Origin of the sequence: Paenibacillus sp. MMS20-IR301 (assembly GCF_032302195.1) — a bacterium.
Lineage (GTDB): Bacteria > Bacillota > Bacilli > Paenibacillales > Paenibacillaceae > Paenibacillus_AQ.
This window is the reverse complement of record NZ_CP135275.1, coordinates 7,586,734-7,610,664: the sequence shown is the minus strand read 5'-3', so window position 1 is coordinate 7,610,664 and position 23,931 is coordinate 7,586,734. Positions and strand designations below refer to the sequence as shown.

General features: G+C 51.4%; 12 protein-coding genes. 2 read left to right on the top strand and 10 right to left on the bottom strand.

Annotated features, from left to right (window positions below; genetic code table 11):
• Positions 1-83 precede the first annotated feature (83 nt).
• The gene (locus tag LOS79_RS32680) at positions 84-1,169 is read left to right on the top strand and encodes a LacI family DNA-binding transcriptional regulator (RefSeq protein ID WP_315415264.1); all 1,086 of its coding nucleotides are present in this window, start codon (positions 84-86) and stop codon (positions 1,167-1,169) included.
• Between the two features lie 198 nt (positions 1,170-1,367).
• Here the strand turns inward: LOS79_RS32680 and LOS79_RS32675 are convergent, their stop codons facing one another.
• From LOS79_RS32675 to LOS79_RS32640, 8 genes are all read right to left on the bottom strand, one after another.
• Positions 1,368-5,147 (bottom strand): carbohydrate binding domain-containing protein, encoded by a 3,780-nt coding sequence (locus LOS79_RS32675; protein WP_315415263.1) that lies wholly within the window; start codon positions 5,145-5,147, stop codon positions 1,368-1,370.
• A gap of 136 nt (positions 5,148-5,283) precedes the next feature.
• Positions 5,284-8,331, bottom strand: a complete 3,048-nt coding sequence (locus LOS79_RS32670; protein WP_315415261.1) for an alpha-amylase family glycosyl hydrolase — start codon at positions 8,329-8,331, stop codon at positions 5,284-5,286.
• A 330-nt stretch (positions 8,332-8,661) separates the two neighbouring features.
• The gene (locus tag LOS79_RS32665) at positions 8,662-9,654 is read right to left on the bottom strand and encodes a LacI family DNA-binding transcriptional regulator (protein WP_315415259.1); all 993 of its coding nucleotides are present in this window, start codon (positions 9,652-9,654) and stop codon (positions 8,662-8,664) included.
• A 45-nt stretch (positions 9,655-9,699) separates the two neighbouring features.
• Entirely contained in the window at positions 9,700-10,788 is a 1,089-nt protein-coding gene (locus LOS79_RS32660) for a glycoside hydrolase family 172 protein (RefSeq protein ID WP_315415257.1), read from the bottom strand.
• Positions 10,789-10,802: 14 nt separating this feature from the next.
• Entirely contained in the window at positions 10,803-11,636 is an 834-nt protein-coding gene (locus tag LOS79_RS32655) for a carbohydrate ABC transporter permease (protein ID WP_315415256.1), read from the bottom strand.
• Between the two features lies 1 nt (position 11,637).
• Positions 11,638-12,513 carry a carbohydrate ABC transporter permease gene (locus LOS79_RS32650; RefSeq protein ID WP_315415255.1) on the bottom strand — a complete coding sequence of 292 codons (876 nt, stop codon included), beginning with the start codon at positions 12,511-12,513 and terminating at the stop codon, positions 11,638-11,640.
• A gap of 99 nt (positions 12,514-12,612) precedes the next feature.
• Entirely contained in the window at positions 12,613-13,947 is a 1,335-nt protein-coding gene (locus tag LOS79_RS32645; protein ID WP_315415254.1) for an ABC transporter substrate-binding protein, read from the bottom strand.
• A 54-nt stretch (positions 13,948-14,001) separates the two neighbouring features.
• A complete protein-coding gene (locus LOS79_RS32640) occupies positions 14,002-15,465 on the bottom strand; it encodes a glycoside hydrolase family 32 protein (protein ID WP_315415253.1) in 1,464 nt (487 codons plus the stop codon).
• 192 nt (positions 15,466-15,657) lie between these two features.
• Here LOS79_RS32640 and LOS79_RS32635 point away from each other — a divergent pair, with 192 nt between their 5' ends.
• Entirely contained in the window at positions 15,658-16,539 is an 882-nt protein-coding gene (locus LOS79_RS32635; RefSeq protein WP_315415252.1) for an ROK family protein, read from the top strand.
• Positions 16,540-16,646: 107 nt separating this feature from the next.
• Here LOS79_RS32635 and LOS79_RS32630 read toward each other — a convergent pair whose 3' ends face one another.
• Positions 16,647-18,068 carry a glycoside hydrolase family 32 protein gene (locus LOS79_RS32630; protein WP_315415250.1) on the bottom strand — a complete coding sequence of 474 codons (1,422 nt, stop codon included), beginning with the start codon at positions 18,066-18,068 and terminating at the stop codon, positions 16,647-16,649.
• A 16-nt stretch (positions 18,069-18,084) separates the two neighbouring features.
• Positions 18,085-23,817 (bottom strand): S-layer homology domain-containing protein, encoded by a 5,733-nt coding sequence (locus tag LOS79_RS32625; RefSeq protein WP_315415247.1) that lies wholly within the window; start codon positions 23,815-23,817, stop codon positions 18,085-18,087.
• Positions 23,818-23,931: the final 114 nt, after the last annotated feature.

Genomic DNA, 23,931 nt, shown 5'->3' with positions numbered 1-23,931 from the left:
GTATAAAGTAACGGTGTAAAGCAGTTTGCTGGTTTTGTGTTATTATGGATACAAATACCACTTCCGTATTAAGAGGGATCACAATGAAAGTAACCATTTCAGATATTGCCAAAGCGGCCAATGTAGCTAAATCAACCGTCTCCAAAGTGCTGAACGATTCTCCGCGCATCTCCCTGGATACAAAGCTCAAGGTCCGGGAGATTATGAAGCAGATGAATTATACTCCCAGCAGCATCGCCACAGGCCTCGCCCGCCAAAGCAGCTATAACATCGGCCTGCTCATCGACATGTCCAAGGAAAGTGAATTTCTGAACCAGTTTTTCTATAACATCATCGGCGGCATTGAAAGTGTCATCGGTTCCCTGAAATACGAGCTGACCATCGCAAATGTGCAGCACAGCGGCCCGGAGGGGCATTTCTTGAACAGGCTGGTGCACAGCAAACGGGTCGATGGGCTGATCGCCAACAACTCGGTGCTGACCGATGAGCTGTCCGCTGAACTGGACCGTCTGGATTTCCCTTACATTGCCATCGGGGAGATTCCGGCGCCCGGCAGCTGGGTCGATTTCGACAACGCCGGGGGCGGCAGCATGCTGACCGGACATTTGCTTGCGCAGGGGTACGGTACGATAGCTTTTGTAGGCGGCCAGCCGGAAGAAAAAATCTTCCGGCACCGCTACAGCGGATACACCCAGGCCTTGGCGCAGGCGGGTCTCCCGGTCCGGCAGGAGCTTATCGCGTACGGCAGAGCCGACGAGCACGAAGGCTACCGGGCGGCGCTCAAGCTGCTGACCAGCACCGCGCCGCCCGACGCCATGGTCTGCATGACTAACTACGCCGCCTTCGGCGCACTGCAGGCCGCCAGGGAGCTTGGCGTTCAGGTGCCCGCACAACTCGGCATCGCCGCGTTCGACGAATATCCGTTGTCCCGCTACACCACGCCGCCCCTTACTTCGCTGAACATCGACACCTTCAAGCTCGGTGTCTGCGCCGGCAAGCTGCTGATGGAGCAGCTCGGCGAAGCCGGAGCTATGGGTGCCGGTAAGGCGGGCGGTGCGGCGGACAGCGATAGTGGCCGCGCCAACAATGATAAGCACGGCCCGGTCCGGCATTTGCTGCTGGAACCGGAGTTGATTGTACGTGAGTCAACCCGGAGGAACCGGGGCTGAGCTGAGCTCCATAACAATTAGATCGAAACCCGCTTATAATCAGCCGTATCCCGTAAATTGCCGGATTTTTCTTCGGCAGTTTACGGGATTTTGTCGCTTGAGAGGTTCTTGATTGCCCCCGGTGGTAACCAGCCGGTGTTACGCCGGGCATCTTGACAGCAGCGCATTAACAGCTGCCAAAGAAGCCCAGCCTCAGCTTTACTGATCCTTCCAGCGCTGCACCGTCAGATTCACCGTCTGTGCTCCACCCGCCGGTGTCAGCGTCCGGTTGGCGATGTCAGCTCCGTTGCCGCTCACTTCCACCGTCGCCCAGCTGCCGCGCGTCAGCTTATACTGCACCGCGGCTCCCGCCGGAAGATTCAGCGTAACGGAATACGTTCCGTCGCTCTCCTTCGTCAGCTGATAGGCGCTGTCCGCCGCATTCCAGCTGTTGAAGGAACCCGTCAGGTACAGCGGGCCGCCGGCCGGCGTACCTGACGGCACGCTGACCCGGAATCTCACGCTGTCGGCCTGCGGCTCACCCGCGGCGATGCTGCCGTTCACCAGGCTCCAGGCTCCCGTGCCAAAATGATAATTGCTCCCGCCGTTATTGTCCCAGGTGCCGCTGCCATTGTTGAAGGCTGCGGTCAGTCCCGCAGCGTTGCCCAGCGCAATCGTGGCTGAGCTGTATCCGCTGTAGGCGGAGGCACCCATCTGCACGCCTGGAACGGTCGTCCAGCTGCTTGCCCCGTCCAGCTTATAGTGGATATAAGAACTGCTGTAAGCACTGTTCTTATAGTAAATCGTCGCCGTGTTGCCAATCGGCGTGGCCGTTGGCGCCACGGTTGGCGCTACCGTCGGCGTGGCTGTCGGCGCCACGGTTGGCGTGGCTGTTGGCGCTACGGACGGCGTGGCTGTTGGTGCTACGGTCGGCGTGGCCGTCGGCGCCACGGTTGGCGTGGCCGTCGGCGTCACGGTCGGTGTGGCTGTTGGTGCTACCGTCGGCGTCACCGGCCCGCCCGAAGTAATGTTCCCGGTCGGCGTATACATCCACGTACCAGTATCAAAAAGATAATTCCTCCCGCCGTTGCTGTCCCACGTCCCGCTGCCGTTGTTGAAGCAGGCTTCGAGCTGGGCAGCTGCACCGATATTGATCGTGATCTTGTTATAGCCTGCAACCTCCGCAGCAGGCATCGCTACCCCAGGTGCCGCCGTCCAGACGCCGCCCGCCGGCCGGTAATGAATATAAGGCGTGGCATACCCCTGCTTATAATAGATCGTAACATTGTTGCCCGCCGGTGTTGTCACTGCCGCAGCCAGGCTGAGGCCGGACAGGTTGCCTGCGGCATCAAAGGCTTTTACCTGATAGCGATAGGCAGTGCTGGCTTCAAGATTGTTATCCGTGTACGACAGCCCGGCGGCGGTGCCCACTTTGACACCATTGCGGTAAATCTCATAACCGGCCACCCGGACGTTGTCTGTCGCCTCATCCCAGGTCAGCCTGATGGCGGAGGCATTAATAACTGCCGCTTTGACATTCTCCGGTGTGCTGGGACTTTCATCGTCAGGCACAACAGGCTGATCCGTAATAAACGGATGCGTACCCTCGATGGTCCCCTGCATGCTCTCGGTATATTTTCCACTCGCCAGATTGTATTTGCCCGCTCCGACATACACCTGCTGAATATCGCTGCGGGTTACATTTCCTTTTGCATCCGTCGCTTCAATATAGTAGTCGAGCAGTTGGTCGCGGTAATCGGAAATATAGCTGTAATAGAGATTGCCGATATCCGACACTGGTACCTTCTGCATGATCGTTTTGCTGCTTGGCTGCCAGTCAACGCCGTTAATATCCGTGCTGAGATCGCGGGTCTTCATCGGGTACGTGACCCACTCGCCTACCTTGGCCGGATCAATTCCGGCTACGCCGGAGGCCGCCAATGAGGCCGGATCGTAGACTTTAAACGTATTGTCCGCCGCATCCGCCGTCTTGTCGCGGTGGGCGCGCACCTTAACCTTAATATCACTGATTCCGCTGGCATCGTGGGCATACGTATAAATGGAGAAAACGTTGTTGTAGTGCTGAAGCGTCCACCCCTCAGCTTTGCTGACATTGGCGCTGCCCGGATTGTACGGATAACGCTGCGGCCACCATACCGACGGGCCAATTTTGTCTTTGGCCAGCTTCGATTCTACATACGGCTTGGAGAAGTACAGCGATTGGCTAAAGGAAAGGGCCGGCTTTACGCTGTCATCCACGTTCTCATCGTAATAACCAAAGCCGGAATCCATCGCCGGCAGCAGGAAATACCAGGCCAATTCGGCGGGGTTCGCTCCGCCCGCATAATCGTTCAGCGCATCCCCTTTTACCGGAAAAGAAAGCATCCACGGATTCAACTGGTTTCCGTCATACGTAATCTCCTTATCCAGCGGCGTAGCCGGCTTCCAGTAATTCGGATGCTCGTCAAGCCAGATTTGCTCGGCGGTTTTGGCATAATTCAAGGAGGCTTGAAGCAGGGCGAAGTTCCGTTCCAGATAGTGGTAGCCTTTTTCCAAAGATACGGTCATTCCTTCTTCAATGCCCGATAAATTCTTTTTGGGCGACAGGGAAGTGCCGTTCACTTGATTAAAAGCCGCGAATTGCCCCTTCCAGATGCCAAAAGGCAAATGCCAATGATACCAGGTGGGGTCGGAAGAAGAATCCCGGGTATCAATCCACGAGCCGTCCTGGACATGAACCACATCGGATGCCGCTGGCAAATTGTACTTAAGATACTCGTCGATCCCCATCCCGGTCACGCCGCTGCCGGCATAAGTCACATTACCCGCATTGCGCCAGGTCTCTTCCGAGCCGGCGCGGCCGGAGGAATTATCCCCGTCATGGGCGACGACAAAGATTTGTTTTTGCGGTGACAGATTTTCAAACGGCTTTAAAGCATCTGCCTTTACTTGCCCCAGATAACCTTCTTCCCAGGACTGGGCCTGAGCCACCGGCACGCCCACTATTTTTGATTCGATGCCCGTACTCGGATTCACATACCGGACCCAGTGGGCAGTCGAAGCAAACGGATACTTGTTGTGCACCACCTGCTGCTCATTGAACATGGGCTCGCTGACCCAGGCACCGGCTGTGCTGGTATTTTGCAGATCGCTGCGGTTAGGCGGGGACACCATCGTATCGGCTCCCGGGCTGCTCAATAGCGGATAGTCCTTAAGCGTCCGCGAGAAATGGTTATTGCCGATAACCGACCACTGGATGCCCAGTTGCTCCAGCACCGGAATGATCCGTTCAGAGAATCCCAGCTCTGTCGGAAAAAAACCCTTGGAAGACTTATAGTCATTCCCCAAAAAATACGGCTGCGCCAGCGTCGCCCCATGGTAAATCATATCCTTCAGCAGATAGTCATTGCCAACCAGGGGACCCATAGAATGATGGCCTGAAAAATGAATCATATCCAACGTATTTTGGCCGCTCGTAGTCTTCAGCGAACGGTATGCTGTTCTCCATGGTGTTCCCCAGGACGGGTTGGAATAGCCGCTGACATTGCCGCGCTGGATAATATTGTTCACATTGTTTACAACAGAACCGGACATTGTCACATGCATCTGCGCCTGGGGATAATTGCTGCGCAGCGTATTCGCCACACTCCACGGCCAGGTCAGATACGCGCCGGTTTTGGCATGATGGGAATAATAGGAGACCAGATCATCGTGCGGCATCGGGGAACCGTTCGGCAAAAAATAAGGATATAAGGCAGGCGGGCTCTGCTTCAGCTGAATCACATCACCATCATACGTATAGCGGATCGGGCTGCCTACAGGTGCAGCGTTGTAGGAGTTCAGGTCATAATACGCCCAGAAATTGGGCATGTGGTTATGATATACATGGGTAGCAGCAATATCTGCCGACACTCCCGCCGCGGCGGCCTGAGCAGCCAAAAGCAGGCTTAACAAAGTAACGGTGATTTTACGCCTTAGTCCTGTAAAGTGCACGGCCATTCTCAACCCCTTTCATTGTCCTTACTGGTTTGATCCGGCTTGTTGAAAAAAAGAAACGCTCCCCCTCCTCGTCTCCTTGATGTTTGTCAAAAACCAGGGAGTGTCCATGTCTCCATCCCACTCCCCGGCTCCTTTTCTACTGATCCTTCCAGCGCTGCACCGTCAGATTCACCGTCTGTGCTCCGCCCGCCGGTGTCAGCGTCCGGTTGGCGATGTCGGCTCCGTTGCCGCTCACTTCCACCGTCGCCCAGCTGCCGCGCGTCAGCTTATACTGCACCGCGGTTCCCGCCGGAAGATTCAGCGTAACGGAATACGTCCCGTCGCTCTCCTTCGTCAGCTGATAGGCGCTGTCCGCCGCATTCCAGCTGTTGAAGGAACCCGTCAGGTACAGCGGGCCGCCGGCCGGCGTACCTGACGGCACGCTGACCCGGAATTTCACACTGTCGGCCTGCGGCTCACCCGCGGCGATGCTGCCGTTCACCAGGCTCCAGGCTCCCGTGCCAAAATGATAATTGCTGCCGCCGTTATTGTCCCAGGTGCCGCTGCCATTGTTGAAGGCTGCGGTCAGTCCCGCAGCGTTGCCCAGCGCAATCGTGGCTGAGCTGTATCCGCTGTAGGCGGAGGCGCCCATCTGCACGCCTGGAACGGTCGTCCAGCTGCTTGCCCCGTCCAGCTTATAGTGGATATAAGAACTGCTGTAAGCACTGTTCTTATAGTAGATCGTCGCCGTGTTGCCAATCGGCGTGGCCGTTGGCGCTACGGTTGGCGTGGCTGTTGGCGCCACGGTTGGCGTGGCTGTCGGAGCCACGGTTGGCGTAGCCGTCGGAGCCACGGTTGGCGTGGCCGTCGGAGCCACGGTTGGCGTGGCCGTCGGAGCCACGGTTGGCGTGGCTGTTGGCGTCGCGGTCGGCGTGGCCGTTGGCGCCACGGTTGGCGTGGCCGTTGGCGCTACCGTCGGCGTCACCGGCCCGCCCGAAGTAATGTTCCCGGCCGGCGTATACGTCCACGTGCCGGTACCGAAGGTATAGTTGCTGCCGCCGTTGCTGTCCCAGGTGCCGCTGCCGTTGTTGAAGCAGGCTTCCAGCCCAGTGGCCGCACCGATATTGATCGTGATCTTGTTATACCCTGCAACCTCCGCAGCAGGTATGGCTACCCCCGGGGCCGTCGTCCAGACGCCGCCCGCCGGCCGGTAATGAATATAAGGCGTGGCATACCCCTGCTTATAATAGATCGTAACATTGTTGCCCGCCGGTGTTGTCACTGCCGCAGCCAGGCTGAGGCCGGACAGGTTGCCTGCGGCATCGAAAGCTTTTACTGTATAGCTGTAAGTTGTACTTCCGGACAGTCCGCTGTCCGTATACGAAGTGGAAGTTGTTGTGCCCACTTTAACCCCGTTGCGGTATACTTCATACCCCGTTACGCCCACGTTGTCAGTAGACGCTGTCCAATTGACCTGCACACTGGAGGCATTTTTTACAGTTGCCGTTACATTAGTCGGCACGGTTGGCGCTTCAGTATCTGTAATTTGCGGCTGCTCGGCATAGATTTTGGCCGCATTGGCGCCTACACTGACTGTAATCTGCTTGCCGGTTACACCTCCGGACTGCACGGTCACCGTATCCGCTGGATTCAGCTGATTGGTCAAAAGCGTTCCCGCCGCCAAGGTACTTTCTGCCCGCAGCGGCAGAGTCACCGTCTGTGTTCCGCCGGTAGCGTTGCTGAAGACGGAAATGACTTCCTGTCCCTTATGGGTACCGCTGTCAACGCGGCGGGAGAAGGCATACAGATTCTGCGCCGACCACATTTCACGCTGAGTGCCTGTACGCAGGGCGGCGAAATTTTTGCGGATTGTGTTAAGCTTGCCTATATATTCATAAGTGCTGGTATTCTCGTTAAAATAATTCTCCAGTACGTTCCCGTTCGCATCGCGTTTGATCATGGACCAGCGGTTCCAGGTATCGGCGATGCCGCCCGTCATAATCTGGCCGTTGCCGTTGCCCTTGTTCTGCTCCGTTCCCTGGAAAACAACCGGAGTTCCGCGAACGGTAAAGATGAAGGTCAGCGCGTTCTGAAGCTTCGCCACACTTCCCCCGGCTTCCGTCAGGAAGCGGTTGCGGTCATGGTTATCGATAAACGTAACCATATGCCCCGCATTTCCTTTGTAATAGGAATCCAAAGCCAGCGTGCTTTTGATATTGGATTCAAAAGACTGCCCGTATGCAAAACTGTTCAGCACTGAGAAGAACAGCGGGAAGTCCAGCATACCCCACTCCTTGCCCTGGCCGACCCAGCGGGAGACAAACTCAGCATTGCCGTCAAAATTCTCGCCGAAGGTATTGACGCCGAGCAGATTTTGCAGTTCGCCGATATCCGTCGGCTTCATCAGCTTGGCGGCATCTACACGTGCGCCGTCTGCCCCTGTATAGTCAAACCAATTTTTGATTGAACCAAAAATAGCGGATTTGGCGGCCGGAACATCAAAATCGATGTCATCCAGCCCGGCCAGATCATGATTTTCGATGTAATCCTGCGCCCACTGGTCATAACGTCCGTCCGCCAGACTCCAGTTGATATCCCCGTTATGGTGGTACCAGGCCGGGTTATTGAACGGAGCCGCAGGCTGCAAACCTGGAATATCATAATAAGCCTGGGTGCCCAGCATATAATCGCCGATATGATTCGGCACTACATCGATTACAACCTTAATGCCCAGCGCATGCGCGGAATCCACCAGCTCCTTCAGCTTCTCCTTGGTTCCGAAAAAAGGATTGGCCTTGTTGGGATCCTTGACATTGTATCCGTGATACGCCGTATTTCTTCCTGTTCCGTTATTCTCACGATTGGTCATCTGCGGTTCGGCAACCGGCGAAATCCAGATGGCGGTATAGCCCATATTGTGGATATACGGGAGCTTGTCAATGACTCCCTGCCAGTCGCCGCCCTTCATGTAGCGGAAATCCTCTTCCGACGTCTCCCCGTACCGGATCGCCGATCCGGTGGCATTATTGGAAGGGTCTCCGTCATGGAAGCGGTCAACCATAATCTGATAGATAGTGTCATTCTCGTCAACAGTGCCGATGCTGGCAGCATAGGCTTTCTGCGGGGCAACCGTAAATAACGGCAGGGCAAGCGACAAAAACATCGATGCGATTAATACAGGTACAAGCCAGGCTTTACGTTTCATTCCTCATCTCCCTTTCTTGATTAAAGCGCATACAAAAAGCAGATGATGCCATTTCCTTGCATTGCTGATCGCTGAATTGCATTGGCCGAACCTATTGCGCATGCCAGTACAATCCGGTGTGGATTGGGGGATATTAAATTGTCTTTCCGCATTGAGAAACCGGTTTCCCAACTAGAAATTACCATGATTTGTATACGTTGTCAACTTATAATTAGACCTGCGGAAAGGCCGGTTTTATGACCGCTCCGGCTTCCCGCTGCCTCCCCTCATTTGCCCAAAAGCACACGGCAACCCAAAAAAACCGCCCCAATGGACGGTTTTGGAACAAACTTAGCTGGTATGTCTTACCATTAGTTCGATAGGGAACATCCGGTCCATAGGCTGGCCAGGGTCCTCCTTTTTTTCAACGGATTGAATCATCAGCTCTGAAGCATTCAGTGCCAGCTCGTTGATCGGATGCCGGATGGTCGACAAACTGAGCAGCTCCGATACAGTTGGCATGTCATCCACTCCAAGTACAGCAAGCTCCTCCGGTACGGACAGGCCCAGATCCTTGCAGGCCTTCAGCACCCCGATAGCAGAGATATCGTTTAAACAGAAAAGCGCCTGCGGCAGCTGGCCATTGGCGTGTAGCTGCATCACCGTATCATATCCAAAGCTCTCCGTCATATCTCCGGTAATTACCGTTGTGAGATTGCCTTTCTCCTGCATAGATCGGGAGGCGCCATTCAACCGGTCATCGAAACCGGGGACCTGTCCATGCGGGTGAGTCAGAATAATAATTTTTTGATATCCCCTGGACATTAGATGGTCCACACCAACCTGTCCGCACTGATAGTCGTTCACCCGCACGATATGAGCCCCGTAGGATAAATTATGCCGTCCGATGGTGATAACGGGAACATTGAGATCCATGAGCCGTGGCATGAATTTCTCCGTCTCCAGAGTTGCTTTTACAATAATTCCATCTACCATCTGGATATTCATGAAGATTTCATCAAAGTCCAGAAGAATCAGCTTATACCCCATTGCCTTTAAGTGCTGTTTCAGCACCTTGGCAAAGTGCAGGAAATATAAATCTTCGAAATATCCGTCATAAGTGCTGTTTGACAGAACGAGTCCGATGGTATACATTTTGCCGGTGATTAGGCTTTTGGCAACGGGATTTACCTGATACCCAAGCTTTGTAATCGAGTTGCTTATTTTCTCACGGGTCTCCGGTCCCATCCGGTGAAAATTGCCATTCATGAAATGAGAGACCGTCGCCGGCGATACGCCTGCATCTTTAGCAACCTGTACTAAAGTAACTCTTTGTTTTGCCATTTGCTGCACCTCTGCGAATTTACTTGCAAGCCTGTACTCCCGCGGTTATCGCGGACGTCTGTCCATTACAGCGGGAAATTCCGGGAAGACCTGATGCGGTTCAGTCTGATACCAGTAGCTTATCGAGCTGATATCGTCACTGCGTTCAAATAAGGCTTGGCCGTCATGCCCTATTTGCTGTACCGTCACACGGAGATCCTCTTCGAACAGAATCGGGTCGAGAATATGCCAGCGGTAGAAGCCCCGCATCGGGCAAGCCGCCCCGTCATATATATGGGACCGGGTATCATCTCTGGCAGCGAAATAAGGGAAGCCCATGAATGGAGTCGAATACGTCTGCTCTTGCACAGGGTTCCCGTTGTCATATTTCACGAATCCCCAGGCCCCGCCAAAATAATCCTCCGCCCCGGTGCCGCAAATCGTTGGCCACTCCCGGTCGCCGTCGATATAGAATTTCACTTCCCCTTCACCATACCAGTAACGGGACAGGGAAGTCCAGGACATATAAGTGCCGATGAATTTCCCTCTTCCTTTAATTCCATCAATCAGGGTATAATCCTGCCTCAGGGCTGTGGGATTTTCTCTGCGGTACTGGGCATGAAAATACTCGGTATCCTCATCCAATTCATCCACCAGCATATAGTCAAATTGATAGAAAAACGCCTCAATGCTCTGCGGATGCTCATTCGTAATGGTCACTTTGGCAGCCTGGCGGAAAGGCATGGCAAAATAGCTGTTCATGCCGCCGACCGGATTCACCACTACGGGCAGTGAATTGACAACCGCCCGCGCTCCAAAGCCGTTGCAGAAGAAATCCCCCAGCGGCACTTCAACAGATGGATGTTCTTCACTATCCCAATACATGCGCAGCACCAGATCGCGGAGGACGAACCAGCCGGATTCCGTCTTATCGGTAACAGTCATCCAGATATGCTGAATGATTCCGGGCCCTTCAATATCAACAAGCGTTGCGGTTTCCCCCTGCGCAAGCGAGATGAACGCCTTGCCTTTGCGGGCAACGCCTAGCGGACCCTCCGCCTGGCCGCCTTGACCCTTCAGACCCCGCGGATTCTCCGCTGTAATTGCTCTGCTCTTGCCTTTCATTCTGCCAAACAGCTGATTCATCGATTGCATGGTTTATCTTCTCCTTATCCTTTGACTGCACCGTCTGATACACCGGCCATCACATATTTATTCAGGAACAAGTACGTAATAATAATGGGAATAATGCTGATGCTGATTGCCGCAAAGGTCTGGCCCCAATCCGTAGCCCCGAAGGCGCCGATGAACTCCTGCAGTCCGACGGCAATGGTCTTATAAGCCTTGTCGTTCGTGAACGTATTGGAGAATACGAAGTCATTCCAGATGAAAATAAAGTTAATGGAAGCCACCGTAATGGTGGTATTAATAGTAAGTGGCGAAACGATCCGGAAGAACACCTGATAGATGTTGCAGCCGTCAATCACTGCAGCCTCAAGAAGCTCATCCGGCACGTACCGGTAGAAGCTGGTGAAGATCAAAATGGACAAGGGCAGCGCGAAACCCACCTGGGGCAGGATCAGAGCCGGATACGAATTCAGCAGCCCGTAATCTTTGTACATAATAAAGAGTGGAATCAGTGTAACCTGAATCGGAATCATGATGCCGATGGTGAAGAACAGCAGCAGCTTTGAATTCAGCCGGTTAATCATTTTAACGAGAGCAAAACCAGCGGTTGCACTCAGGAAAATAATCAAGGCCAGACAGGCAAAAGTAACTATCGCCGTATTCTTGATATACAGCAGCAGACTGCTCTCCCGGAATACACTGGCATAATTGTCAAATGACCAGGAAGACGGCATCGCAAACGGCTGTGTGGTCAGCTCGATGCTTGATTTGAAGCTGGACAGCATCAGCCAGACTACGGGGTATATCTGAATCAGCAGAATCGCAATCACCAGGATATACAGCAGAGAAGAGGAGAGCTTTTTGTTTCCAGGCATGTCAGGCATCTCCTTTCCTTAAATTGAAAATAGCCCGGATAAGCAACACGGCAAGAAGGCTTTCGATAACAATGAACACTGCAATCGAGCTTCCGTATCCATACTGGATGGTGGAGAACGCTTGCTTATACATATAGGTAGTAACCAGTTCAGTAGCCGATCCCGGCACACCGATAATATAAGGAATATCGAAGCCCCGCAGAGCCCCTGTGGTACACATAATCAAAGCCAGGCTCAGCACATGCACGATGCTCGGAAGCTTAATATAACGGATTAATTGCCATCCATTTACGCCGTCAATTTTGGCGGCTTCTTCAATTTCTTTGGGAATTGCAATCAGAGCAGCATAGAAGATAACCATATACATCCCGATAAACCGCCATCCTTCAGGGATGGAGACGGCGATCAGAGCCGTATGGGGATTGGAGAGCCAGGCGGACTGGAGGTGCCCGAGGCCCACAAAATCCAGAAACATATTCAGCAGACCGAGAGGCTGCAGGGAATACAAATTACGGAACATTTGGGCAATCGCCACGGTCACAACCACCGCCGGCAAGTAATACAGCGTTCTGAAGATACCTGCTCCTTTGGTGACATAGGAGAGCAGCAGAGCAAAGAACAAGCCAATGAATACCTGCATAAATACTACGATTACCACGTACAGCAAATTGTTCTGCACTGAATTCCAGAAATACGAATCCTTGAACATCGCAATATAGTTATCGAAGCCGATATAGGCTGGTTCCTGAATGCCGTTCCATTGCTGGAAGCTATATTTAAGAGATTGGATAATGGGAACGAAGACCGTTCCCAGATAAAAGATCAGAGCCGGCAAGATGAAGATCAGCCACGCCTTTTTGTCCTTAAGCACATTCATTTCCAGGGTCACCCCACTTGTGTAATTACTCTACTTGGAAGAAACTCTCCACCCGGCCCTTAAGGACCGGGCAGAGACAATTCTGCTTGTGCCGGAATTTTATTTGCCGGCTGTATTCTTGGCAATGGCAGCATCTATTTGTTTGGCAAAATCCTCTGGAGTAATAAAGCCCATGGTCAGCTTAGTTATCAGATCGCTCATTACCGAGTTGGTGTTCGGATCAAGCAGCGTATCCCAAGGCTTGGCGAATTCTGAGCCATAGTTGTCCATATCCTGTTTAATGCGCAGGAACAGCGCGGAGAATTTGGACTCGTCATCAATGGTGAATTTAAGTGGAGACATCTGTTGCTTGGCCACATAAACGTCGCTGTAATTTTTCAGCACATAGCTCAGAAACTCCTTAGGCAGCCCGTCGAATGTTGCGGCCGAAGCTCCAAGCCCGATCCCGCTGTTGCCGAAGAATTCATTGTCCGGCGTGACCGCATTGCTTGTGGTCGGCAGATAGAAATAATCGACGTTGCCCTTAAGTCCTTCCGGCAGACTCTCCTCCACGAAGGATGGGATCTCCCAAGTGCCCATATTGTACATGGCAGCCTGTCCGTTCAGGAACAGATTCTTAGCTGTCGTATAATCGGTTGTAGCGAATCCTTCCTGAAAGTATTTTCCGATTTCAGAAGAGAAGTTAGCCGCCTGCATCCCTGCCTCATCAGACATTTTTGCTTTGCCCTGGCTCAAATCCCGGATGAACTGATTGCCTGTGGTCCGGAAAGGATACATTGCCGCATAACGCAATACCGGCCATACATCAACACCATCTACCGCGATTGGCGTAACCCCCTTGTCTTCGAGTGCTTTGCTGACTGCAAGCAGATCATCAAGGGTTTTAGGCACCTCAAGGTTGTTGTCGGCAAATATTTTTTTGTTATACCAGGTCATTTCCATGTGATATTCCATGGGCAGGAGATACAGACTTCCGTCCGGCAGCTCCTGGTATTTCAGTGCAGGCTCATAGAACTTATCATACAGCCCCTCATCCTTCAGGAATTTCTCCATGTCCACCAGCAAGCCAGCACTGACAAGTTCCTGGGCGAACGGGTCGGCATCACTATCAATGAAATCCGGCATCTGTCCTGAAGCAACCAGCGTTCTCAGCTTGGTCAGGTAAGAGGGTCTGTCCGCCGTCACCTGAAGGTCCAGCTTGAAGCCGGGATGATCGGCGGCGAACTGGTCGGCAAGCTCCTTAACCGTCTGGACAATGGCCCCGTTCTCCGGTCTGGCCGAGAGCCAGGTCACGGTTTGCTCCTTAGGCGCATTGGGCGATCCGGCAGTGTCTGTATTCTTGTTATCCGAAGAGCTGCCGCACCCTGCCAGAGCAGCGCCGGCCAAGGAGAAAACTGCAAGCCCGGTGAACACCTTTGACATTTTTTTTGTCATTTTAAACCCCTCCAAATATATTTATCTTATAAATGCCGTGTAACCATCCTGTGATTAACGCTCAGCAGCCGTTTTCAGGGTGATATCCTGAATGCTTACAGCGCCCTCATTGGCAAAAAAACCAAAATGGCCGTCCTTAAAGTTATAGATCCGGGTAGTCATTGCAACTTCATTATTGACATAGAGACATAAGATATCTTCTTCGAGAATCAGCTGGAATCCAATCCGGCTGTGGCTTCCAAAATCAAACGGACGCTCCAGCTCGATAACTTGCGGCTTGTCTCCAGCAATTTGCCATTGAAAGAATCCCGGTTCTCTTCTCGGCCACATATCAAAGGTGATCCGGTTATGAAAAGGATCGAATTTGATGAAATAACCATTGTCCAGCGACTTGTCTGTGCGGACTGCAATACCAAAGTCCTTCACCTGCTGCCAATCTGCAAAAGATGCTTCAAGCATGACCTGAGCAGGCAGCGGGTTAAGCACACTATAAGCCAGTCCATCCAGACACGAGAGCTGCAGTCTGTTATCCTGCTGAATGCAATTTTTCTCCGCTTGCGGCAGAATTTGTTCTTCCCTATTAAAATGTCCATAGATGGAAGACGGCATTCTCACCAGCAGTTCTCCCTGTTCGTTCTGGTGCAGCTCATGGACAACGAGCGTGCCTGCCCACTCCCAATCTCCATAATCATTCGAACCCTTCTTCGAAGGCACCCAGCCAAAAGCGTACCGCTTCTCGCCGTCTGAGGCTGTTTTGGCTGCATAAAATCCTCTGCCGTCAAAAGTGTCCAGCACCGGTGATGTGTACAGTCCATCAATCGTTCTGCTCTTTTTATAATGGGTGACGAACTTCTCACTGAAGGTGGAGTAGACCAGGTAGTGCCATTCCCCCATCTTGAAATAATCGGGACATTCCATCGTGATATACTTATCCGGGCTGTAGAAGGGTTCACCGTATTTCCAGTTCATCAGGTCATCTGAAGTCAGAAGAGCGATGCACCCGCCTCTTTTCTCGGAAGAGTTCATTTCCCTGGTCGTGACCAGCATCCAGTATTCCTGCTTCTCTTCGTTGAAGAACACAAAGGGGTCACGCCAATCATGTTGCTCATAAATCACTTCATCCCCGTAAAGCTTGAAGCCGTGATCTTTCGTCCAATGAATCCCGTCGGTGCCGGTGGCCCGCAGCACTACTTGCAGGGGCTTGCCATCCTTACAAAACGCTGGGTTAGGGTTATGCCCCGTGTAGAAGAGATGGTACATGCCCTCTTTGTCCTTGATTACAGAGCCGGTGTACGCATTCCGGTCTGGAGCGCTTTCATCACCGTTCGGAAGAACCTCTCCGTAATCCTCAAAGTCAAGCCCGTTTCTCGTGGCCAGCAAATTCCATGAGGTGTGATTGCCATAGTCCCCCCCCACTCTCTCATCGTGAAGATAGTACAGCTTGTACTCCCCTTGGTCATAAAACGGAATTACATCTCCGACCCAGCCCTCTGCAGGTCTGTTGAATATTTTCCTCATTTGCATCATCTCCATTAGTAAAACGTTTTACAAACATATACTAACATATTTTTTCACCTTGTCAACGGTTACAATTGTTTGTATAGTGGGATTGTAGATAGTATACACAACAATACAATCAAGTCATTGTAAAACGTTTACCAAAAAAACAAACGGGAAAGGGCATCCTTTCCTTTCAGGAGGAGAACAAATATGATTATTGGGGCGATTGAAGCTGGCGGTACAAAATTCATCTGCGGAGTGGGCAATGAGGAGGGCGAAATTCTGGACCGGATCAGCTTTCCGACAGAGACTCCGGAGAAGACCATGCAGCAGGTTGTTGCTTATTTTAAGCATACAGGTGTCGAAGCCATCGGGATTGGTTCATTCGGGCCGCTGAATATGGATTTCTCCAGTCCCTTGTACGGGCATGTGACCACTACGCCCAAGCCGGGCTGGGGGGGATTCGACTTCGTCGGGTATATGAAGCGGTATTTCCCTGTGCCGATCGGATTTGATACGGATGTGAATGCTGCTGCTTTTGGTGAGGTGAAATGGGGCGCGGCTCAAGGACTGGACAGCTGCGTCTATTATACAATCGGGACAGGCATTGGAGTGGGCGTGTATGCAGAGGGCAAACTGATTCACGGGCTTGTTCATCCCGAAGGCGGACATGTACTGACCCGGCGGCATGCAGAGGATGTCTTCGAAGGGTTGTGTCCTTATCATGGCGACTGCCTGGAAGGCTTGGCGGCGGGACCGGCCATTGAGAAGCGCTGGAGCATTAAAGGCTCTGCGTTGCCAGCTGATCATCTGGCGTGGGAAATAGAGGCTTACTATTTGGGCCAAGCCATCGCCGGAGTAATCCTGCTACTGTCTCCAAAGCGGGTGATTCTGGGTGGAGGCGTAATGCACCAGGAGCAGTTGTTCCCGATGATCCGTAAGGAAGTCCGCAAGGCTCTGAACGGATATGTGGCAGCCCCGGAAATTCTGGAGGCCACGGATTCTTATATCGTCCCTCCAGGTTTGGGTGATAACGCGGGCTTGTGCGGTGCCCTGGCGCTGGGGATCAAGGCTATAGAGGACAGAGGTTGATAGAGGAATACTGCGCATTTGTAAAATATAAAAGAGACTGCCCGTTATCAGAAGCGGGCAGTCTATGGCACTGATCAAATAATTGTAAGTATTGAATTTGAAACTGCTTAAAGAGTTTCTATCTTAACCTGTTTAAACTCTGCTGTACCTTGACTTACGAATAAGGCAAGCTTTCCCTGCTGAATATCATATATTCTCGCACTCAAAGCTACTTCCCCTCCGACATAAATTTCACAAATCGTGCCGTCTATGAATACCTTCAGTTCATACTCCTGATCTGGAAGCAGCTTTAGCGGACGTTCCAGTTCCACATCGTAAGGAAAGGTTTTGCCCCCCTCTTCCGTTTGCATAATCGATCCACGGAAGGTAATCCGGCTTCTTTCAGGTTCCAGCGTGATGTAGTAGGCAATGTCCAGCCCTTCATCTGCCCTGAGCAACATGCCCAGACCTTGGGTAGAACCTGTGAAAGAAACGCTGGCTGAGATTTTGCATAGATCCGGCATTTCCTCCTCTGTAATGCAGCCTGCGAAGGAATGGGGGGAATCGCATCGGATTGTATCCTCTGTAATTGACCACTCCCCGGCAATTCCATGAAAATGAGCAGGTAACTGGTTGGCGAAAGCCGAGTCTATGGTTTCTGGAACATTTACCCCTAGTGTCCCGTCCGGGCGCTGCAGGATTTCATGTACAACCATATTGCCTCCCCAATCCCAGGTGTCATAATCCTTGCCGGAAGCTTTAGGGGGATTCCAGCCAAACAGATCATCATTCTTTGTCGGATTCCAGCCGAACAAATAACGCTTTTGTCCATCGGATACCGATTTAGCCGCATAATAAGCCCGTCCATCAAAGGCTTCTTCCGGCGGTGTAATCCAGGGTCCGTTCAAGGAACGGCTCATCCGGTAAAAGGTACCAAAGCGCCCCGTATAAGATGAATAAATGAGGTACCACCAGTCCCCCATCCGGAACAAGTCCGGGCACTCATGCGCTCCTACGTGCAGATTCGGCGCATAAAGCGGCTCCCGGTATTCCCAATGCTTGAGATCTTTAGAAGACAGTAATCCCGTGCAACCTTTCCGATTCGTTGGTCCTTTAGCCAAAGCTGCAATCAGCATCCAATATTGCCCTTCTTCTTCATTCCAGAACACATAGGGATCACGCCAGTCTGCCAGCTCATAGATTTTACCGTCAGGACCGAAAGTGTCCTCAGGAACAGGCTCCCATGTTTGCAGATCCTTACTGACAGCATGACAGGCAAACTGTTTGCCTTCAGGAAAAATACAATAAAACATATGATAGATATCATCAACCTTGAGGATATGGCCCGTCCCGCCTTCGATTTTACAAGCCCCATCTTCCCTGTAATTTACGAAATCCTTCGTTCCAAGCAAATGCCAGCCTTGCTCAAGCCCTTCACGATAATTTTCTCTCCAGCCATGAAGATAAAAGAGTTTAAACTCCCCATCTTCATAGTACGGGATTACATCCCCCACCCAGGCGTTCTCCGGACGATAGAAAAATTCTTTCATTAAATTATTCCTCCCGTTATTTTAAAGTAGCTAAGTGTTTGTCCAGCAGCAGCGAGATGATTTGCGCGCTCTCCGCACGATTCAGCGTTTCATTTGGCATGAATAACTGGTTGCCGCGTCCGTTAACTAATCCAAGCTCCTGTAAGGCAGCTACTGCATCTGCAGCCCAACCGCTTATTGTATCGGCATCCTTGAAAGTGCTTTGACGATTAAGGGCAGCAGTCTCTCTTGTATGAAACAAATATGCTTTGTGAATCATAGACGCCATTTCTTCACGGGTTATGGTGTCCTCCGGCGAAAAAATATCTTTGCTTCTTCCCGTTACAATTCCTGCTTCGTACGCTGCGGCAACGGAGGAAGCATACCACTTCGCGGACTCCACATCCTTGAATGTATTTAAGTTCTTCCCAGTTATACCGAGTGTACGGGTAATTAAAGATGCGAACTCAGCCCGGCTTACCGTTTGCTTTGGTGCGAATGCCGTTTCACTCACACCCAGGACAATCTGCTTGGCCGCCATCCTTTTTATGACATCATAGGCCCAATAGGAGGCGCTCACATCATCAAATGATTTATCAAAAGTAAGGGCGGCATATTTGCTGAAATGACTCACCTTTGCAGTCCATTTACCTTCCGCATAGGTTCCACCCATATATTCCAGTTTGCCGTCATCAGCGATGTAATAAATCCCCGTCAGATTCTGGTGCGGATTCTCCTGCGCACTCAATTTGATGGTGACGGGTCTGGACAACTTCTCAAGCGTCAATTTTGTTCCATCGGCTTTAATAATGGACAATTTGAAGTCGTAAATCTCTCCGGCTGCAGAGATGGCAGCATGATTCTTAAGTCCGGCTTGCCCAATTAGCTCTTTGCTCTGCTCTGAAGTTAAAGCATCCAATTCAAAAGAGATTTTCGCCTGTCCAAGCTCACTGCTCGTAACCATTGCCTGTAAATCCTTCAATACCCCTGCGGGAACTTCAATTTCAACGGCTGTATTTTTAATCTTAAACGTATTTTTGCCGTCATTTGCAGCCGTGGACACAGGGAATAGCACTTGCCGCTCTCCACTTGCCAGTTCAAACGACAGGCTGCTCTGATTGCCCGGTTTGCTAACCGGATTTGCTGGCTGACTTGGTGTAGGGGTTGGATTGCTCGGACCAGCCGGATCCGTTGGGCTAGTTGGGTCCGTTGGATCTGCTGGATCCGTTGGGTCCGTCGGGTCCGTCGGATCTGTCGGGTCTGTCGGGTCTGTTGGACCCGTTGGATTCTGCATCTTAACCGGCACATTGAAATCATCCACGTTAATATGTCCGAACCCGCCAGTGGATTGGTCAACCACTTTAATATATAGCTCTTGGCCGATATACACTGATGCATCCCAGATCTTCCGCTGATATTCCTCATAATTCGTTGCTGTCTCTTTAAAGAGCTCCTTGCCGTCCGCTGCCCGGACTAACGCAACATAGAGCTTATCGATATCACGTCCTCCGCTAACCAGGAAGTTGATCTTGCCGTTACCGCCTAGGACGAAAGGCTGCGATTTCAGTGTTCCCGTTAAGCTGTCACCGCCGGCTGCCTCATTGAAGCCCCACAAATGATAGCCGCCCGGTATTTTATGTGACGGATTGAAATAGATCGTATCCCAGAATAACTGTGCATCCGTCACATGGACATCCTGGAAGGCATCCCCCTCTGTAATCCAGCCCGTTAAGTCACCTGTGGCAAAATCATGGTTAGGCAAATCTGTAATATCGGTGTATACGGAATTATCCCAGTTGTCAGGCACATCGACCGAAGCCGCCGGTTCACCCGTCAAGGCATTCATGTTCCATACTTCCATCGACTTGACCGTAATGTCGTTGTCCGCCCATACCTTGAGGCCCAAAGAATCGTATCTTTCTACGTAGACACGCGTGGTCAGCTTTTTCTTGTCATTGGCAAAAGCTTCAACAACTGAGCGGTCCAGGAAAATATGGAGCTTCAGATTTTCTCCATGCAAATCGACATATCCGCCCTGGATACCATCCACCCGGACATCCGGGTCGACGCTGCTCTTGGTCCGGTCCACATTGAAGGTCTCGTTCGTCTTGTCGTAGTAAATCAGCGTTTCCTCCTGGCCGTTATCGGAGCGCCGTACCTTAAGACCAAATTTCTGAGCTTCGCCCGGATCTATCTCCATCACAATCTCCAGCATGTCACCTTTAACATTTTGAATCAATTGATTGGCAGCCTGCAGATTTTTGTCTGCAAAATCAACCAGCTTGGTCCCCCGCAGACTCTGCAATTCTTGAATCGGCTCTATGCGCAACTCATCGCGCTCATCCAGGCTCAGGGAAACCGGCAGTGCCAGATTATGAGCCCATCCGGCTTGATACTCAGCCTGAGGTGTTCTTACATTCTGCACCATGGAGAACACGACCGTTCTTCCGTCAGGGGTCACCATACCGCTCTCTGCGGTTAAATAGCCGTCGCCCACATCCATTTTGGATGGTGCATCCTGGTCGGGTATAAATTTGAAATTATCCCGATCCCAGGTTCCGATCCAGTAGAAAACTTCAACATCCCGTTGCACATCGTTTGCCGGCAGAACCTGCTCAGGCTTCTCATGCGGATTAATCATGAAAATATATTTCTGTTTGCCTGTGCTATCCTTGCCTAAAGGCAGAAGCACCGGCAGTTCCCATACCGTACCGAGCTCCGGATACAAGCTTCTGTCGCTGACGTATAATGGCCCCTTGTACTCCCAGTTGTACATATCATCGGACACGTATACCAACGCAGTACCGCTGCTGAAGTCCTTAAGACCAGAGGTTACTAACTGATACCATTTATCGGCTTCCTGGTCATACCATACAAACGGGTCCCTGAACTCGTTATGGATACCGTTTCCGTTCTGCTCAGTAACCGGTTCAGGATATTTCACCCACTCCTCCAAATTAGGGTCCGTCAAATCAGCCGGTGTTGCCAAGCCTGTTCTTTGGTTCGGAGACAGGGAGTCATTGCCGGCGGTGTAGAACAGAACCGGATTTCCATCCCGGTCATACGCTGCGCTGCCTGACCATGCTCCATCCGGATCGAGGGTACCGGCTTCGGGTGCAAGTGCTGGCCTCACATTTTCCCAATGCACCATATCATCACTCACCCAATGTCCCCAATGGATTTGATGCCAGTATGGACCTTGCGGATTGTGCTGATAAAACAAATGGTACTGGCCGTTATAATAGATAGGCGCATGCGCTTCATTCATCCAGTTTTGAGGAGGCATCGCATGGTACTGTGGCCGTTGCTGATCACCGTCGAACACACCGGGATCCTCAGCGATATCTCCGTTTGCTATATCCGGAACCGTGCCGCCGTGAAGCGTCTTTACACTATCGTATTCTGCAAGGATTTCTTGACCTGTGAGTGCTTTGTTCTGCAGCTTCACTTCATCGATGAGTCCGCTGAACATGTTGTAAGAGAATAGGCCTGCGAATTCTACAGATTTATTATTTTTACCGATAATCAGATTTGCTGTAGATGATGTGATTGGAACATTAAGGGGGGTTGCCTGAGAAGCAACCTGCTTACCGTTCAGGTATAGTTTGATTTCTCCAGTCCCCTTATCGAATGTGGCCGCGATATAATTCCACTTATACTTCTCAAGCGGATGATCATTAACCCATACCTGAATCCACTGTCCGCCGATTCCAGCCTGAAATGACCATGTACCGTGCCGGTACATACCAAGCGCGAAACCTTCGGCCTTATCCTGATCGGACTGATTTACAATGGCAGAAAGCTTATTGCCGTCTCCCCATTCATAGCTGCGCGGAGCAACCCAGGCTTCAATCGTTACCGCGTCACTTACCGGAAGGGTATCCTCTGCATTAACCTCAACATCATTTGAATATCCGTCAAATAACAAGGCACCGCCTTTGACTCCATGCGGGGTCCATCTTGGATCCTTGGACGCCATATATCTGGCGCTGTTAAACACATAGTTTACCTCGTGCTCAAGATTGCTTACTTGCTCAAGCGCCATCTTGCCCGCGCCTTCATCAAAATTCATATAGAAGATATTCCCTGTGCTGTTTGCCTGGAAGGCATCAACGGAAATGCTGGACTGATTTGACTGATCGGCTACCTTGATATAAAGCCTCTTGTTGTAGTGTTCATATACATTCCATGAAATCTTCTCATTTGCACTGATATCGCCGGTTTGCTTAAGCAATTCATTGGTGCTCGCATCATAAAGGGCAACATACGCATCCGCAGGTTGAACAGTATCCAGAACAGTAAAGGTAATTGTCCCGTTACCCTGAAGAGTAAAGGCACTGGAAGTGATTGCTCCTTCTCCTTCCATAGAGGATTTAGCATAGAAACTGCCTTCTTTACCAGCGGCCGCTTGATCAGTCACTTGAAAGGCATTTCCCTCAACCGTCCAACCTTCAAGGGTGCCCGTCTCAAAACTGCGGTTTGCGATTTCAGTTGGAATGATGTTCTCAGCCATAACACCCTCTTCCGGAACCAGTTCATTGAAGGTGTGGAAGGCATCCGCAAAAATCACCCCCCAATCAGAGAATGCCTGATCGACAATTTCGATATAGAGTCTTTTGCCAATATACTTGGACAGGTCAGCCTTGTACTCTTGCATATTCGCGAGTCTCATCCCCTGTGCCGGGTCCGGGAAGCCGGAATCATTAAACTCACTGTTGCCATATCTGGCGATCAAATTCCCTGTATCTGCATCACTGATGCTGACAAAAGCCTGATCTGTATGCTTGCCTCCGCCTAATCTGAAGGTGATCCAGCCGGTTCCTCCTAACTCAAAGGTGCTGGAACGAAGCACTCCTGTCTCAGATTCGGCGTATTTCCAGCCGTCCAGATGATAAGTGCCTTCCTGGTTATACGGAATTTGTTCCGCCCACCAGGTAGCTTCATCAGATACGCTGTCCGGCCCAAAGGCCTCACCTTCCACAACGGTCCATCCGGTCAAATCACCCGACTCAAAGCTTGGATTCTGGATTTGATAGCGTTTGGAATCCGGCTTAATATCGGCAGCAACACTACCTTCGGCTGGCTCTGATTCATGGTACATCAAAAATGCATCTGCAAAAATCAATCCCCAATCCGAGGTTGCATTATCTACGATTTCAACATACAGCTTCTTGCCCAAATATTCAGATAGATTGGCCTTGTATTGCTCCATATTGGCAAGCCTCATTCCCTGAGCGGGATTAGGGAAGCCAGCATCTGAAAATTTGCTGTTACCATACCTGGCGATTACTTGGCCTGTATCTGCTTCTACGATGTTCACATATACCTTATCAGGGTTTTTAGCAGCACCTAGCTTGAAGCTGATCCAGCCACTGCCTCCCAGCTCGAAGATACTGGACCGGAGTACACCTGTCTCACCTTCGCTGTACTTCCAACCATTTAAATGATAATTCCCCTCTTGGTTATACGGGATTTGTTCCGCCCACCAGGCAGTTTCGTTTGATACGCTGTTTGCACCAAACGCTTGGCCTCTGACAACCGTCCAGCCTGACATATCCCCAGTTTCAAATCCCGGGTTCTCAATTTGGTAGACCGTATCCGTAACTGATGATCCCGTGTCGGCTGCTGAAACAGAAGCTTCCCCGCCATCAACTTCAACTCCGGCTGCGGCAGCGGGTGCAGCCGGGATTCCTGCAGCCACAACCTGAAGAACCATAACCCACACAATCATTCCGGAGAACCACGATTTACTTCTTTTGGCTTCCCTCATTAATAAGCCTCCTTCTTCGCTTTTTCTTTCACAAAAATTGAAGCGCTTCCATTTTTAATGAGCTTGCATGAGAGTTTTGTTGTATCCATGGATAAGGAGCGCCTAGGCGCCCCG

Bases quoted from the DNA above. Each gene is read 5' to 3' on its own strand.
- LOS79_RS32625 (WP_315415247.1), bottom strand. From the start codon at position 23,817: ATGAGGGAAGCCAAAAGAAGTAAATCGTGGTTCTCCGGAATGATTGTG.
- LOS79_RS32640 (WP_315415253.1), bottom strand. From the start codon at position 15,465: ATGAGGAAAATATTCAACAGACCTGCAGAGGGCTGGGTCGGAGATGTA.
- LOS79_RS32660 (WP_315415257.1), bottom strand. From the start codon at position 10,788: ATGCAATCGATGAATCAGCTGTTTGGCAGAATGAAAGGCAAGAGCAGA.
- LOS79_RS32665 (WP_315415259.1), bottom strand. From the start codon at position 9,654: ATGGCAAAACAAAGAGTTACTTTAGTACAGGTTGCTAAAGATGCAGGC.
- LOS79_RS32655 (WP_315415256.1), bottom strand. From the start codon at position 11,636: ATGCCTGGAAACAAAAAGCTCTCCTCTTCTCTGCTGTATATCCTGGTG.
- LOS79_RS32645 (WP_315415254.1), bottom strand. From the start codon at position 13,947: ATGACAAAAAAAATGTCAAAGGTGTTCACCGGGCTTGCAGTTTTCTCC.
- LOS79_RS32675 (WP_315415263.1), bottom strand. From the start codon at position 5,147: ATGGCCGTGCACTTTACAGGACTAAGGCGTAAAATCACCGTTACTTTG.
- LOS79_RS32680 (WP_315415264.1), top strand. From the start codon at position 84: ATGAAAGTAACCATTTCAGATATTGCCAAAGCGGCCAATGTAGCTAAA.
- LOS79_RS32670 (WP_315415261.1), bottom strand. From the start codon at position 8,331: ATGAAACGTAAAGCCTGGCTTGTACCTGTATTAATCGCATCGATGTTT.
- LOS79_RS32635 (WP_315415252.1), top strand. From the start codon at position 15,658: ATGATTATTGGGGCGATTGAAGCTGGCGGTACAAAATTCATCTGCGGA.
- LOS79_RS32650 (WP_315415255.1), bottom strand. From the start codon at position 12,513: ATGAATGTGCTTAAGGACAAAAAGGCGTGGCTGATCTTCATCTTGCCG.
- LOS79_RS32630 (WP_315415250.1), bottom strand. From the start codon at position 18,068: ATGAAAGAATTTTTCTATCGTCCGGAGAACGCCTGGGTGGGGGATGTA.